This is a genomic window from Pseudomonas sp. CCI3.1 (assembly GCF_034313985.1).
GTDB classification, from domain to species: domain Bacteria; phylum Pseudomonadota; class Gammaproteobacteria; order Pseudomonadales; family Pseudomonadaceae; genus Aquipseudomonas; species Aquipseudomonas psychrophila.
Genome location: NZ_JAVIWO010000001.1, coordinates 4,959,450 through 4,975,165, shown reverse-complemented (window position 1 = coordinate 4,975,165; position 15,716 = coordinate 4,959,450). Strand labels below are relative to the sequence as shown.

Annotated in this window: 12 protein-coding genes and 1 pseudogene; 7 read left to right on the top strand and 6 right to left on the bottom strand. The window is 58.3% G+C overall.

The features are described from left to right. Positions 1-320 precede the first annotated feature (320 nt). The 3 genes from RGV06_RS22890 to RGV06_RS22880 are packed head-to-tail and all read left to right on the top strand — an operon-like array spanning position 321 to position 5,053. Entirely contained in the window at positions 321-2,093 is a 1,773-nt protein-coding gene (locus tag RGV06_RS22890) for an N-acetylglutaminylglutamine amidotransferase (RefSeq protein ID WP_322151512.1), read from the top strand. A gap of 3 nt (positions 2,094-2,096) precedes the next feature. After that, positions 2,097-3,842, top strand: a complete 1,746-nt coding sequence (ngg, locus tag RGV06_RS22885; protein WP_046809467.1) for an N-acetylglutaminylglutamine synthetase — start codon at positions 2,097-2,099, stop codon at positions 3,840-3,842. A gap of 23 nt (positions 3,843-3,865) precedes the next feature. Next, positions 3,866-5,053: an osmoprotectant NAGGN system M42 family peptidase gene (locus RGV06_RS22880; protein WP_019828486.1), complete on the top strand. Its 1,188-nt coding sequence runs from the start codon at positions 3,866-3,868 to the stop codon at positions 5,051-5,053. A 64-nt stretch (positions 5,054-5,117) separates the two neighbouring features. Here RGV06_RS22880 and cysG read toward each other — a convergent pair whose 3' ends face one another. The 6 genes from cysG to RGV06_RS22850 are packed head-to-tail and all read right to left on the bottom strand — an operon-like array spanning position 5,118 to position 12,635. Next, complete coding sequence (gene cysG, locus RGV06_RS22875) at positions 5,118-6,512, bottom strand: siroheme synthase CysG (protein WP_198821160.1); 1,395 nt, start codon at positions 6,510-6,512, stop codon at positions 5,118-5,120. After that, the gene (serS, locus tag RGV06_RS22870) at positions 6,513-7,793 is read right to left on the bottom strand and encodes a serine--tRNA ligase (protein WP_322151508.1); all 1,281 of its coding nucleotides are present in this window, start codon (positions 7,791-7,793) and stop codon (positions 6,513-6,515) included. It abuts the gene before it with no gap. A gap of 16 nt (positions 7,794-7,809) precedes the next feature. Further along, entirely contained in the window at positions 7,810-8,184 is a 375-nt protein-coding gene (crcB, locus tag RGV06_RS22865) for a fluoride efflux transporter CrcB (RefSeq protein WP_019828489.1), read from the bottom strand. Continuing rightward, a complete protein-coding gene (locus RGV06_RS22860; RefSeq protein WP_019828491.1) occupies positions 8,181-9,506 on the bottom strand; it encodes a replication-associated recombination protein A in 1,326 nt (441 codons plus the stop codon). The genes crcB and RGV06_RS22860 overlap by 4 nt, the downstream gene beginning before the upstream one ends. 28 nt (positions 9,507-9,534) lie before the next feature. Next, entirely contained in the window at positions 9,535-10,155 is a 621-nt protein-coding gene (gene lolA / locus RGV06_RS22855) for an outer membrane lipoprotein chaperone LolA (protein WP_019828492.1), read from the bottom strand. A gap of 38 nt (positions 10,156-10,193) precedes the next feature. Beyond that, positions 10,194-12,635, bottom strand: a complete 2,442-nt coding sequence (locus RGV06_RS22850) for a DNA translocase FtsK (RefSeq protein ID WP_416194584.1) — start codon at positions 12,633-12,635, stop codon at positions 10,194-10,196. 366 nt (positions 12,636-13,001) lie between these two features. On the opposite strand from RGV06_RS22850, the pseudogene aat reads away from it, so the two are divergent. The 4 genes and pseudogenes from aat to RGV06_RS22830 all read left to right on the top strand — a co-directional run bounded on the left by aat (position 13,002) and on the right by RGV06_RS22830 (position 15,574). Next, a pseudogene (aat, locus tag RGV06_RS22845) lies at positions 13,002-13,681 on the top strand (leucyl/phenylalanyl-tRNA--protein transferase). A 54-nt stretch (positions 13,682-13,735) separates the two neighbouring features. Further along, a complete protein-coding gene (locus RGV06_RS22840) occupies positions 13,736-14,443 on the top strand; it encodes an arginyltransferase (protein ID WP_046809211.1) in 708 nt (235 codons plus the stop codon). Positions 14,444-14,541: 98 nt separating this feature from the next. Then, complete coding sequence (gene infA / locus RGV06_RS22835; RefSeq protein ID WP_002553999.1) at positions 14,542-14,760, top strand: translation initiation factor IF-1; 219 nt, start codon at positions 14,542-14,544, stop codon at positions 14,758-14,760. A gap of 574 nt (positions 14,761-15,334) precedes the next feature. Then, positions 15,335-15,574 (top strand): hypothetical protein, encoded by a 240-nt coding sequence (locus RGV06_RS22830; RefSeq protein ID WP_046809210.1) that lies wholly within the window; start codon positions 15,335-15,337, stop codon positions 15,572-15,574. Positions 15,575-15,716: the final 142 nt, after the last annotated feature.

Below are 15,716 nucleotides of genomic sequence, written 5' to 3'. Positions count from 1 at the left end.
ATGAGTCGTCCAACCTAGCGTCACGCCTGTACCGAAAACCCATAGATAACTATGGGTTACCCGCAACCTTGGGCCGCATGCAGCCCCATGCGTCATCGACCTCTTGTAAGTTTTATTGAACGATCCGGGTCTCAGTTACTCGATAAAACACGGTCATTTATCGCGCCGCGGGTGTTTTTTGCCCCGCGCCGCACGGGCTGGCGATGCGGCCAAGCGCTCCATCCCCCTTTAAAACCGGGCCCAAGCGCTACGTGGCGTCCCGCAAAGACGCTGACTCAACCTGTAGCACCACATGCCGAAATACCAAGGATTTAAACACCATGTGCGGATTAGCTGGAGAGTTACGTTTTGATCAACACCCTGCCGACCTGGCAGCCATCGAACGCATTACCCACCACTTGGCCCCCCGCGGGCCTGATGCCTGGGGTTTCTACAGCCAAGGGCCGATAGCTCTTGGCCATCGCCGACTGAAAATCATGGATTTGTCAGACGGCTCCGCTCAACCGATGGTCGACAGCCAACTGGGCCTGTCGCTGGCGTTCAACGGCGCGATCTATAACTTCCCTGAATTGAGAGCCGAGCTTGAAACCCTGGGCTACTCCTTTTACTCGGACGGTGACACCGAAGTGCTGCTCAAGGGCTATCACGCCTGGGGTGAAGCGCTGCTGCCAAAGCTCAATGGCATGTTTGCCTTTGCCATCTGGGAGCGCGATGCCCAGCGCCTGTTCATCGCCCGCGACCGTTTGGGGGTGAAGCCGCTTTACCTGTCGCGTACCGGTGAGCGCCTGCGCTTTGCGTCCACCCTGCCCGCGTTGCTCAAGGGCGGTGATATCAATCCGATGCTTGATCCCGTCGCCCTCAACCACTATCTGAATTTCCATGCAGTGGTGCCCGCGCCACGCACGTTGATTGCCGGGATTGAAAAGCTCCCTCCAGCCACTTGGCTGCGTATTGATGCCAACGGTCACACCGAGCAGAAAACCTGGTGGACCCTGCCCTACGGCCCCCATGCCGACGAGCTGGATTTAACCCTCGAAGACTGGCGCGACCGTGTACTCGATAGCACCCGCGAAGCTGTGGCTATTCGCCAGCGCGCGGCAGTGGATGTCGGCGTACTGCTCTCGGGCGGTGTTGACTCCAGTTTGCTGGTGGGTTTGTTGCGGGACGTGGGCGTACAGGACTTGTCGACCTTTTCCATCGGGTTTGAGGACTCGGGGGGCGAGCGCGGCGATGAATTCCAGTACTCGGACTTAATCGCCAAGCATTACGGCACACGCCATCACCAACTGCGCATTGGCGAACACGAAATTATCGATCAATTGCCCGCTGCATTTCGCGCCATGAGCGAACCGATGGTCAGCCATGACTGCATCGCGTTTTACCTGCTGTCGCGCGAAGTGGCCAAGCATTGCAAGGTGGTACAGAGCGGCCAGGGCGCCGACGAATTGTTTGCCGGGTATCACTGGTACCCGCCTGTCGATGCCGCAGACGATCCTTATGCCGCTTATCGCGAAGCGTTTTTCGATCGTAGCTATGACGAATACAAAGCCACAGTGCAGCCGCAATGGCTGACGGCCAATGATGAGGCCGGGGATTATGTGCGCGAGCACTTTGCCCAGCCCGGCGCCAACGCCGGGGTGGACAAAGCCCTGCGACTGGACAGCACGGTGATGCTGGTGGATGACCCGGTCAAACGGGTCGACAACATGACCATGGCCTGGGGCCTTGAAGCCCGTACACCGTTTCTTGATTACCGCCTGGCCGAACTCTCGGCACGCATTCCGGCGCGCTTCAAATTGCCGGACGGCGGCAAGCAGGTGCTCAAGGAAGCGGCGCGACTGGTGATCCCAAGCGAAGTGATCGACCGTAAAAAAGGTTACTTCCCGGTACCCGGCCTCAAGCACTTGCAGGGTGACACGCTGAACTGGGTTCGCGATCTGCTGCTGGACCCCAGCCAGGATCGCGGCCTGTTTCAACCGGCCATGCTTGATCAACTGCTGACCAACCCGCAAAGCCAGCTGACGCCTCTGAACGGCTCCAAGCTCTGGCAACTTGCAGCCTTGAACCTGTGGCTGAGCGAACAAGGAATCTGATCGATGAAACCCCTCGCTACGGCTTACAGTCAGCGTTTGTTGCGTGGACAAACACCGTCCTACGAACGTCTGCAAGCGCGTTTTGCCGAAGACGGCAGCTCACTCGGTGCACAGCCCGTGGCCGTGCATTGCGGCTGGGGTCGGCTGCTGATCGGGCATACCTTCCCCGACCCCGCCACCCTGGCCAACGAGTTGCTCAACGAACAACCCGGTGAGCGTGATATCGCGCTGTATGTGGCAGCTCCGCAGCAAGTATTGGCCCAGTCGCCCCAACAGCTGTTTCTCGACCCGTCGGACACCTTGCGCCTGTGGTTCACCGACTACCGCCCGGCCACCCGTGTATTTCGCGGTTTCCGGATCCGTCGCGCGCAAAGCGAAGCGGACTGGAACGCGATCAACACGCTGTATCAGGCACGCGCCATGCTGCCCATCGACCCCACATTACTCACCTCCCGCGATCAAGGCGGGCCGGTGTACTGGATGGCCGAGGATGAAGACAGCGGCGCCGTGATTGGCAGTGTCATGGGCCTGAACCATCACACTGCGTTCCACGACCCGGAAAACGGCAGCAGCCTCTGGTGCCTGGCGGTAGACCCCCAGTGCTCGCGGCCCGGTGTAGGTGAAGTGCTGGTACGGCATTTGATCGAACACTTCATGAGCCGTGGCTTGAGCTACCTCGACCTGTCGGTGCTGCACGATAACGCTCAAGCGAAAAGCCTCTACAGCAAGCTGGGCTTTCGTACCCTGTCGACCTTTGCCATCAAGCGCAAAAATGGCATCAATCAACCGCTGTTTCTCGGCCCCGGACCCGAAGTCGGGCTCAATCCCTATGCCCGGATTCTGGTTGAAGAAGCCTACAAGCGCGGGATTGATGTGCAAATCGACGACGCGCCTGCCGGACTTTTCACGCTCAGCCACGGCGGACGACGGATTCGTTGCCGCGAATCCCTGAGCGACCTGACCAGCGCTATCAGCATGAGCCTGTGTCAGGACAAATGCCTGACCCACAAGGTGTTGCACCAAGCCGGGTTGAATGTGCCCAGCCAGCAACTGGCCGGTAGCGCCGACGACAATCTGGACTTTCTTGAGCAGCACTCGCGGGTGGTGGTCAAGCCTGTGGATGGCGAGCAAGGCAATGGCGTGGCGGTGGATCTGGACAGCCTCGAAAAGGTGCAAGTGGCCATCGAGGCTGCGCGTGCATTCGATAGCCGTGTGCTGCTTGAAAGCTTCCACGAGGGGCTCGACCTGCGAATTGTGGTGATCGGCTTTGAAGTTGTCGCAGCCGCCATCCGTCGCCCGGCTCAGGTGACGGGTGATGGCCTGCACAGTGTGCAACGACTGATTGAGGCTCAAAGCCGACGCCGACAGGCCGCCACTGGAGGTGAAAGCCGAATTGCGCTGGACGCAGAAACCCTGCGCACCGTGCAAGCCGCTGGCTATGAATACGACAGCATCTTGCCAGCAGGCCAGGTGCTCGCCGTACGCCGCACTGCCAATCTGCATACCGGCGGCTGCCTCGACGATGTGACCGCCGTGTTGCACCCGGTGCTGGCCGACGCGGCCATCCGCGCCGCCCGGGCGCTGGATATCCCCGTGGTCGGACTGGACCTGATGGTGCCTGCCGCCGACCAGCCCGAGTACGTGTTTATCGAAGCCAACGAACGGGCTGGGCTGGCCAACCATGAGCCGCAACCGACCGCCGAACGCTTTATCGATTTACTCTTCCCCCACTGTCAGCCTGCTCTCTAGCTGACCGGCCCTCAGGAGCTTTTATGAATCGCACCCTCCCTGAACCCGACCTCGATTACCTGCAACGGGTATTGCTGGAAATGCTCGCTATCCCAAGCCCCACCGGGTTTACCGACACCATCGTGCGCTATGTCGCTGAACGCCTCGATGAGCTGGGGATTCCCTTCGAGCTGACCCGGCGCGGCACTCTGCGCGCCACCCTCAAGGGTCAGAAAAACAGTCCGGACCGGGCCGTTTCGGCACACTTGGACACCATCGGCGCCAGCGTACGGGCGATCAAAGACAATGGCCGCCTGGTTCTGGCGCCCGTAGGCTGCTGGTCCAGCCGCTTTGCCGAAGGCAGCCGGGTCAGCCTGTTCACTGACAATGGCGTGATTCGCGGTAGTGTCCTGCCATTAATGGCTTCCGGCCATGCCTTCAATACCGGCGTGGATGAGTTGCCGATCAGCTGGGACCATATCGAGTTGCGTCTGGATGCGTATTGCGCAACCAGGGCCGACTGCGACTCACTGGGGATCAATATCGGCGACTACGTGGCCTTTGATCCGTTGCCGGAATTCACCGAAAGCGGCCATATCAGCGCGCGGCATCTGGACGACAAAGCCGGGGTGGCAGCATTGCTCGCCGCACTGAAGGCCATTGTGGACAGTGGCGAGCAACCGCTGATCGACTGTCATCCGCTGTTCACCATCACGGAAGAAACAGGCAGTGGCGCGGCGGCGGCATTGCCGTGGGATGTAAGCGAATTTGTGGGGATTGATATTGCCCCGGTAGCGCCGGGCCAGCATTCAAGCGAGCATGCTGTGAGTGTGGCGATGCAGGATTCTGGCGGGCCGTATGACTATCACTTGTCGCGGCATTTGCTGCGCTTGGCCAGCGATAATGAACTGCCAGTGCGACGAGACATGTTCCGCTACTACTTCAGCGATGCCCATTCGGCCGTCACCGCCGGGCATGACATCCGTTGCGCCTTGCTGGCGTTTGGTTGCGATGCGACCCACGGCTACGAACGCACCCATATCGACAGTCTGGCGGCGTTGAGCCGATTGCTGGGCGCTTACATACTGAGCCCACCGGTTTTTGCCAGCGATGCGCAGCCTGCGCAAGGCTCACTGGATCGCTTCAGCCATCAGATTGAGCACGATGCGCAGATGGAAAGCGACACACGAGTGCCATCGGTGGAGAGTCTGGTGGGGGATAACCGGAACTGAGGCAAGCTCAAAAGCCCCTCACCCCAACCCTCTCCCACAGGAGAGAGTTGGGGTGAGGGCAGCGTCAGACCTGCGACTGAGCGCCTTCAAACCACTTCAGCTTCTCACGCAGCAATACCACTTCGCCCACGATCACCAGCGTCGGCGCATGAACTTCATGCTCCGCTACCATTGCTGGCAAGTCAGCCAGGGTGCCCGTAAACACGCGCTGGTTGGACGTAGTGCCCTGCTGAATCAAAGCAGCCGGGGTATCTGGCGAACGACCATGCTTGATCAGTTCTTCGCAGATGATCGGCAAACCCACCAGGCCCATGTAGAACACCAGCGTCTGCGCCGGGGAGACCAGATCGCTCCAGGGCAAATTGCTGGTGCCGTCTTTCAGGTGACCCGTCACGAAACGCACAGACTGCGCGTAATCACGATGGGTCAGCGGAATACCGGCATAGGCCGCGCAACCGCTGGCCGCGGTGATGCCCGGCACGACCTGGAAAGGAATACCATGAGCGGCCAGCTCTTCGATCTCTTCACCACCACGCCCAAAGATAAACGGATCGCCACCTTTGAGCCGGACCACGCGCTTGCCTTGCTTGGCCAAGTCGACCAATTGCTGGTTGATCTGGTCTTGGGGCACGGCATGCTCGGCGCGACGCTTGCCGACATAAACGCGCTCGGCATCGCGACGGCACAGCTCAAGAATCGCCGGGGCCACCAGGCGGTCGTAGAGCACTACGTCAGCTTGCTGCATCAGTCGCAGCGCGCGGAATGTAAGCAAGTCCGGATCACCCGGCCCGGCACCTACCAGATAAACCTCACCGGTGGTGACGTGCGCCTGACCATTGATTTTTGCCAACAGTAAACGCTCGGCCTCAGCGCCCTGCCCGGCCAGTTGGCGGTCGGCAATCGGACCCTGGAAAACGTCTTCCCAGAAACCGCGACGCTGCTGCACATCCGGAAACAAGCCTTTGACCCGGGCACGAAAACGAGCCGCAAGACCCGCCAACTGACCGTAGGTCGAAGGAATCCAGGTTTCGATTTTGGCGCGAATCAAGCGGGCCAGTACCGGCGCATCGCCGCCACTGGAAATGGCGATCACCAGCGGCGAGCGGTCGACAATCGCGGGGAAGATCACGCTGCACAAGGCAGGTGCATCCACCACATTCACGGGCACACAGCGACGGTGGGCGTCAGCGGAGACTTGGGCGTTGAGTGGCTCATCGTCGGTGGCGGCAATGATCAGGACACACCCTTCAAGGTCAGTCTCGATGTAGCCGCGCAGCACCTGTTCGCCACCGCTGCTGTTTATCAACTCGCACAACTGGGGCTCTATGGCGGGTGCGACCACCCGCAGCACGGCACCGGCATCGGCCAGCAGCCGGGATTTGCGCAAGGCAATCTCCCCACCGCCGACCACCAGTACACGGCTGCCACGCAGGTTATGAAACAGCGGCAGAAACTCCATTTAGCCGATGACCTCAATGCCGCCCATGTAAGGCTTGAGCACTTCAGGCACACGGATCGAGCCGTCTGCTTGCTGGTAGTTTTCCAACACGGCTACCAGCGTACGACCTACTGCCAAACCGGAACCGTTGAGGGTGTGAACCAGTTCAGGCTTGCCTGTTTCCGGGTTACGGAAGCGCGCTTGCATGCGACGGGCCTGGAAATCACCGCAGTTGGAGCACGACGAAATTTCGCGGTACTTGTCCTGGCTCGGAATCCACACTTCCAGATCGTAGGTTTTGACGGCACTGAAGCCCATGTCGCCGGTGCACAGCGCCAGGGTGCGGTAAGGCAGCTCAAGCAGTTGCAGGACTTTCTCGGCGTTGGCGACCAGACCTTCCAGTGCGTCCATCGAGGTGGAAGGCTCAACGATCTGAACCATCTCGACCTTGTCGAACTGGTGCTGGCGAATCATGCCGCGTGTGTCACGGCCTGATGCACCGGCTTCACTGCGAAAGCACGGCGTGTGTGCCACAAACTTGATCGGCAGGGCTTTGTGTTCAACGATTTCGCCTGCGACGATGTTGGTCAGCGTCACTTCAGCGGTCGGAATCAGGTAGAAATCAGCTTCGCCTTCGCGGCTGATCTTGAACAGCTCTTCTTCGAACTTCGGCAGTTGACCCGTGCCTTGCAGTGCCGGGGCCTGAACCAGATAAGGCGTGTAAGCCTCTTCATAGCTGTGCTCGCCGGTATGCAGGTTGATCATGAACTGCGCCAGTGCGCGATGCAGGCGAGCGATCGGGCCACGCAGCAAGGCAAAGCGGGCACCGGACAATTTGGCGGCGGTTTCAAAATCCAGCCAGCCGTATTGCTCGCCCAGCGCAACGTGGTCCTTGATTTCAAAATCGAACGCCTTCGGCGTGCCCCAGCGACGGATTTCGACGTTGTCGTCTTCATCAGCGCCAACCGGCACGGATTCGTGCGGCAGGTTCGGCAGGCTCAACAGGATCGAGTCCAGCTCGGTCTGGATCTCGTCCAACTCAACCTTGCCGTTGGCCAGATCGCCGCCCATGGTTTCGACACTGGCCATCAGTGGCGCGATGTCTTCACCGCGAGCCTTGGCCTGGCCAATGCTTTTGGAGATGGCATTACGCTCGGCCTGAAGCTTCTCGGTCAGGGTCTGGACTTCCTTGCGCTTGGCTTCGAGCGCGTCGATGCGTGCCACGTCCAGCGTGTAGCCACGGGATGCCAGGCGATCCGCTACGTCCTGCAGGTTGCTACGTAACAGTTTGGAATCGAGCATGTCGGTTTCTCGTTTATCAAAGTTTGGTCAGGGACAGGCCAGCCCACGTTGCGAGCAGCCCGCCGAATACGCTGAGGGCCGCATAGCCCAGTGCCAGTGGCACTTGCCCGCTTTCAAGCAGGCGCACCGTATCCAGTGAAAAGGATGAAAAAGTGGTCAAGCCACCCAGGAAACCGACCATCAGTCCGGCTCGGACTTCAATGGGTACTTCCGGGCGTATCAGAAAAAGTCCGTACAGGACGCCAATCAGCAGGCAGCCCACGATATTAACGGCCAACGTCGCGGTATAAAAGTGCCGCGGCCAATTGGCATTGATCCAGTTACCCGTGGCAAAGCGCAGCAAAGTGCCCGCAACTCCGCCTACCGAGACCGCTACGACCAATGGTATCAAGGCTTTCTCCGCTGCTTGGGGCTGGCTCGATCGAGTGCGGCGAGGTGCTTGAGCTTTTCGCCGATTTTGAGCTCAAGGCCACGAGGGACGGGCTGGTACAGGTTCAAGGGTTCCAGCTCGTCGGGGTAATAGTCCTCGCCAGCGGCATAAGCGTCTGGCTCGTCATGGGCATAACGGTATTCGTCGCCATAGCCCAGTTGCTTCATCAGTTTGGTCGGCGCGTTGCGTAAATGCAGCGGAACTTCGAGCGAACCGTATTCAGCCGCGCTGCGCAGTGCCGCCTTGAACCCCATGTACACCGCGTTGCTTTTGGGCGCGCAGGCCAGGTAGGTAATGGCCTGGGCCACCGCCAACTCGCCCTCCGGGCTGCCGAGACGCTCTTGCACGTCCCAGGCCGACAGGCACAAGCTCAATGCTCGCGGGTCGGCATTGCCGATGTCTTCACTGGCCATGCGCACGACGCGCCGGGCGATATACAACGGGTCGCAGCCGCCGTCGATCATTCGCGCAAACCAGTACAGAGCACCATCCGGGTTGGAGCCACGCACCGACTTGTGCAACGCCGAAATCTGGTCGTAAAAGGCTTCGCCGCCCTTGTCGAAGCGCCGCTGGGTATCGCCTAGCAGGTTATGCAGCAGGTCGGTGCCGATTTCGCTGTGGTCGTCGGCCAGGTCCGAGGCGTTTTCCAGCAGGTTGAGCAAGCGCCGGCCATCGCCGTCAGCCGCACGCAGCAAAATCTGGAAGCCCTCATCGCTGAGGGTCAAGTCACGCTTGCCCAGGCCCTTGTCTTCTGTCAGCGCACGTTGCACCAGCTTGTGCAGGGCCGCTTCGTCGAGGCTTTTAAGCACATAGACCCGTGCCCGCGACAGCAAGGCGTTGTTCAGCTCAAAGGATGGGTTTTCGGTGGTAGCACCGATAAAGATCAGGGTGCCGTCTTCAACATAAGGCAAGAAGGCATCTTGCTGCGACTTGTTGAAGCGATGCACTTCGTCGACAAACAGGATGGTGCGCCGGCCGTACTGGCCTGCCTGCTGCTTGGCGATCTCGACAGCCTGACGGATCTCCTTAACCCCGGCCAGCACCGCCGAAACAGTTTCAAAATGCGCATCCGACACTTCTGCCAGCAGTCTCGCCAGAGTGGTTTTACCCACCCCCGGCGGCCCCCAGAAAATCATCGAATGCAGCGCGCCCTGCTCCAGCGCTTCACGCAAGGGCTTGCCGCGAGCGAGCAGGTGTTCCTGACCGACGTACTCGTCCAGATTGGCCGCACGTAAACGGGCAGCCAGTGGTTGGGCAATCGGGGCACTTCGAAACAGATCCATGGGCAGCGCTTGAAACCTCTTCCAGGGCTTATTCCTGGATGACATCAGCCCCTTTCGGGATATCGAACTTGAATTTTGACGCAGGAATCGGCTCGTTGACCTTGACCCCGGTGAACAGGATGTTGGTACGCTGCCCCACGCTGTCGATCAGCTGCATGTCGTTGATCTTGCCACCACGAAAGGACAGGCGCAGGGAGTCGAACAGGGTGTCCTTGGTCTTGGGCTTAAGGGTGAAGTCCATGACGTCACCGGCTTGCTTGGAGGTGATATCGAAACTTTCACTGATTTTCGAGACGTCACCCGACAGCAACAAGGCAGGAGTCTGGGTCAGGCGCTGATCCAGCTTCTTGATCGTGACCTGTTCCAGATCAGGGTCCCAAAGCGAGACTTTCTGGCCATCGGAAACCATCAGTTGCTCTTGTGGAGCATCAGTGTGCCAGTAGAACAGTCCTGGGCGCTTGACCGACATTTCACCTGCAGTTTCCTGCAATTGGGTGCCGCTGCCATCCAGTGTCAGCTGTGAAAAACGGGCAGTGATCGTATCGGACCCCAACAGCTGGCCAAGACGTTGCACACTTTGCGCATCCGCTTGGGCCGAAAGCGAAGAAAAAGCCAGTACCGGTAGCAACAGCATGCTGACAAAACGCATGGAGATCCTCATTGATTAGTTAGAAGCCGTGGGGCAGATCAATCGCGCATCGGGGCTGGCGCCAGTACTTCGCGCGAGCCATTAGTGTTCATCGAGGTCACGACCCCGGCCATTTCCATGGACTCAATCATTCGCGCAGCGCGGTTGTAACCGATCTTCAACTTGCGTTGTACCGCAGAAATAGAGGCACGACGGCTTTCGAGTACAAACTGTACCGCCTCGTCATAGAGCGCATCGGTTTCAGCGTCATCACTGCCTTCGCTGCCACCATCAAAGCCGCTGCCTGGTTCTTCGACACCGGCAAGGATGTCTTCGTTGTAGTCCGGCGAGCCTCGCAGCTTCCAGGCTTCGACCACGCGATGTACTTCTTCGTCAGAAACGAACGCGCCGTGTACCCGAATCGGCAAGCTGGTGCCGGGTGGCATATAGAGCATGTCACCGTGGCCCAACAGTTGCTCGGCACCACCCTGGTCGATGATGGTGCGCGAATCGATCTTGCTCGATACCTGGAACGCCATGCGAGTCGGAATGTTGGCCTTGATCAGGCCCGTGATCACGTCCACCGACGGGCGCTGGGTGGCGAGGATCAAGTGGATACCCGCCGCACGCGCTTTCTGGGCAATACGGGCGATCAGCTCTTCGACCTTCTTGCCGACGATCATCATCATGTCGGCAAATTCGTCGACCACCACCACGATCGTTGGCAATTTCACCAACAGCGGCGCTTCATCGTGAATGCTTTCACGCTTGTACAACGGGTCGACCAGCGGCTCGCCAGCGTCCTGGGCATCCTTGACCTTCTGGTTGAAGCCAGCGAGGTTACGCACGCCCATCTTGGCCATCAGCTTGTAACGACGCTCCATCTCGGCAACGCTCCAGCGCAGGGCGTTGGCAGCATCTTTCATGTCGGTCACAACCGGGCACAGCAGATGCGGAATGCCTTCGTAGATCGACAGTTCAAGCATCTTCGGGTCGATCATGATCAATTTGGCGTCTTCAGGGCCAGACTTGAACAGGATCGACAAGATCATGGCGTTTACGCCTACGGACTTACCGGAACCGGTTGTACCGGCCACCAGCAAATGCGGCATTTTCGCCAGGTCGGTGATCACCGGCCGACCGCCGATATCGTGCCCCAAAGCCAAGGCCACCGGGGACTTGGCGTTATCGTATTCCGGAGTCGACAGCACTTCGGAGAAGCGCACAATTTGTCGGTCTTCGTTAGGGATTTCGATACCAACCGTGGTTTTGCCCGGAATAACCTCAACCACCCGCACACTGGTAACAGCCAGTGAACGCGCCAGGTCTTTGGCCAGGTTAGAAATACGGCTGACCTTTACTCCGGCAGCAGGCTGGATTTCGTAACGGGTAATCACCGGGCCCGGATGAATCGAGTCCACCGTGACCTCAACCCCGAATTCCTTGAGCTTGATTTCAAGCAAATGGCCAACCGCCGCCAGGGATTCAGGGGAGTAATTGAGTTGCTTCTTTTCGGCCGGGTCAAGAATCGAAATCGGCGGTAATGTGCCTTCAATCGCGCTGTCCACAAACAGCGGCGCCTGTTTCTCTTTCTGTACGCGCTTGCTTGGCTCAGGAGCCTTGGCCGGGGCCGGAGCAATGACCGCCGGCACGTGTTTTTCACGCTCGGACATGTGTTTGGTCAGGGCCTGCTCACGCTCGATCAGACGCTCTTTGGCCTTAGCCTGCTCACGCTTGTCGGAAACGCTTGGCGCAACCACTTCATTGACCCGGTTGTCGACTTCGCGCAGCTGGGCAACAAGTTGTTTGCGCTCGTTGCGCTCGGACCACCAGCGATTGGCGGCACCCTGGATGAGCTCAAACAGGTCCAGAGTGATTTTGCCCGTCACATCCATGACCTTGAACCATGAAAGGTCGGTAAAGACGGTCAGGCCGAACAGGAACAACGCAATCAGCAACAGAGTGCTGCCCTGGATATTCAGCGCGTTCTTGGCCAGGTCACCCAAGCTTTCGCCCAGCGCACCGCCCGCGCCTGCAGGCAGGGCCACGGCAGAGTGAAAATGAATATGGGCCAGGGCCGCGCCCGAGATCACCAGGAAAACCAGCCCGAGCAAGCGCCACGAGAACAGCCAGCCGCTCCACTGCCAGGGCTGATGCCGCTCGCGAAAGATCTGGTAGGCCTTGACTGCCAGCAGCAACGGAAAGATGTAGGCAAAATAACCCAGCACCATAAACAGGATGTCGGCACTGTAGGAGCCGGCAGGCCCACCAAAGTTCTGCACATCCACCACACGGCTGTTATGGCTCCAGCCCGGATCGTCCTTGCTGTAGGTCAACAGGGCCATGATCAGGAACAGGCACAGGGCGCCGATAGCGATCAATGCACCTTCCTTGAGCCGGTAGTGCAATTGCTGACGCCAGAGAGGAACTGCTTTGGGTGCTGCTGTGGATTTCTTCAAAACGGGTCTTTTCCTGCGCCTGTGGCGCGCCCAACTATTAATTGACTAATGTGACTGCAAAATACTGTTCATCATATTGAACAAGCGACACGCTCAAACGTGAAATGAAACCAGCCCTGTATTATTTTGCCAGTAGTTCCCTGCAGCATTGCTGGTGCAGTTTAGATCAGCTCAAACAGGCAGGCCATTGTACGGGTTTGAGCCGTTGATGCCATGCTGGCTCAAGGTGCGGTTCGATTCGTCCCGAAATTGGCCAGGAAGCGCCAATTTGAGCATGTATTACCTTTTGTGACAAAGACTTATACCACCGTCAAAACAGAGCTCGCATTTCACTGGCAGATCGACTGAGACCGCACTTGCGCGACAGAGTTGCAGCCGCCCTTCCCTTCTTCTGTAAGACTGATTGCCATGCTGACCTGGTTAAAACGCGACACCCTGACATTTCCGCCCTTGGCAAAAGCCATGCGCGAACCCAATGGGCTTTTGGCCGCAGGTGGCGACTTGTCGGCAGACCGACTGATCCAGGCCTACCGTCACGGCTGTTTTCCGTGGTTCAGCGAAGGCCAGCCGATCCTTTGGTGGTCACCCGACCCACGCACAGTGCTGTTTCCTGAAGAGCTGCACGTGTCCCGCAGCCTGGGCAAGCTGTTGCGCCAGCAGCGCTACCAAGTCAGCTTTGACCGCGACTTTGCAGCCGTTATCAAAGCCTGCGCAGCACCTCGCGATTATGCGGACGGCACATGGATTACCGACAACATGCAAAACGCCTACATCGAACTTCACGCTCGCGGCCATGCCCATTCGGTTGAGGTCTGGGATAACGGTGAGCTAGTGGGCGGGCTGTATGGCCTGGCAATGGGCCAGCTTTTTTTGGCGAATCGATGTTCAGCCGTGCCGACAACGCGTCAAAGTTCGGTTTTGCAACACTGGTCAAACACCTCAAGGCCTGGGGCTTTGTGCTGATTGACTGCCAGATGCCGACTGATCACCTGCAGAGCCTGGGCGCACGTTCGATCCCGCGTCAGCAATTCGCCGATTATTTGCACCAGCACCTGGATCAACCCACAACTGCACAGTGGGTTTTATAGGCGACTTTTACACACTGGCTTACACTTAATTCAAAGATTTCCCGAGGGCCCATCATGACCGAGCTGGCGCGTTTGAAGTTTTATGCCACTCAACCTCACGCTTGCAGCTACTTGCCTGATGAACAGGCCACCACGCTGTTCCTCGACCCCAGTCAGCCGATGGATGTGCAGGTTTATGCCGATTTGTCCGAGATGGGTTTTCGACGTAGTGGCGACCATCTCTATCGCCCACATTGCCTGAAGTGCGATGCCTGCACCCCGGCGCGCATTCCCGTTGCCCGGTTCAAGCCCAATCGCCAGCAAAAACGCATTTTCAAGCGCAATGCCGACTTACAGGTACGGGCTGTAAAGCCTGGTTTCACCGAAGAAAATTTTGACCTTTACCAGCGCTATATCGAGCAGCGGCATGCCGATGGCGACATGTACCCACCCAGCCGTGATCAATTTTCAACGTTCCTGGTGCGCGACCTGGCGTTCTCGAAGTTTTACGAATTTCGCCTCGATGGCCGCTTGCTGGCTGTTGCCGTCACAGACGTGCTGCCCAACGGCCTGTCTGCCGTGTACACCTTCTACGACCCCGACGAAGAGCGCCGCAGCCTGGGACGTTACGGCATTATCTGGCAAATTGCAGAAGCGCAGCGTCTGGGGCTGGATGCGCTGTACTTGGGGTACTGGATCAAGAACTGCAAAAAGATGAATTACAAGACCGAATACAGGCCCATTGAGCTGCTGATTAATCAGAGATGGAGCTCTCTTGATTGAACCCTTGGCTTAAACCCCATTTTTCGGGCACAATGCACGCCGCTTTTGCCTGGCGCAGTTGCACCGGGCCATTCATTGGACACCGAGGGCTTTACTGCATGTCGAAAGAAGACAGCTTCGAAATGGAAGGCACTGTCGTCGACACCCTGCCCAACACCATGTTTCGTGTGGAGTTGGAAAATGGGCACGTCGTAACCGCGCATATTTCCGGCAAGATGCGCAAGAACTACATTCGTATTCTTACCGGTGACAAAGTGCGCGTCGAGCTGACGCCCTATGACTTGAGCAAAGGGCGCATCACTTACCGCGCTCGTTAATCAAGTCAATACAAAACGCCCGGCTTTGCCGGGCGTTTTTGTTTGTCTGCGATTTGAGTCTGTACCCAGGACCTGTGGGAGCGGGCTTGCCCGCGATGCAAGCTGCGCGATATTCCAGCTTAACCGCAGTGCTGCCATCGCGAGCAAGCCCGCTCCCACAAGGTGTGTGTGTGGCCAGGCGAATATCCCGCACCCACAATTAGTGCTGCGCACTTCAAACTTCTATACCTGTAACTTCCCTGTCATATTAATGACCTGCTCGGCGGACCACTCCAATAACTTTCAAACTACCTGAACCGTTGCTGTACCGTACACACTTACCGAGCTTTAAAGTTGACGGACCACCGCCCACTGAGTAGATTGCACAGGTCGGTCATTCAGGCCGCCTATAAACTTCATAAAAGAAGCCAATGGACACAGTATCTAGTCGCTGTCCGGTCACCGTTAACACGGAGATCCGGACGCCCAACCCAGACATTGACGGGACTCGCCTGCACGGCGGGGTCAACTGCGCTAGAGCCTGACGCTCCAACGTAACGACCTCACCGGCAGCAGTCCGGTCACGAGGTGTGTTATGACCTTTAAAACCCATGTTCTACCCGGCGTTCGCGCCTTTGCCTCCAGCATGCGCGTAAAACTGTCCCGCGAGCCCACCTATGCTCGCTCGGCAAAATCCCCCTTCTCCATCCCCGTAACCGGCGTAAAACCTGCGCACCGCCAGGTGCAATGGCGCGTCAGTCCGGCCACCGGCCAACTGGAACAGCGCTGGAGCATGGCCGACTCTCAGGACCCGCAGAGTCGCTTTTTGCGCTAAGTTCCACCCCATTAAAACAGTTATTAATGAACTGGAGTTCCTTATGGAAGAAGCCAGTAGCTACCCGCTGCGCGAGTATTAATTACCTCACCGCAGCGGGAATATAAAGCGCACTAAACACTTCAACTAAACCGATTGCGAA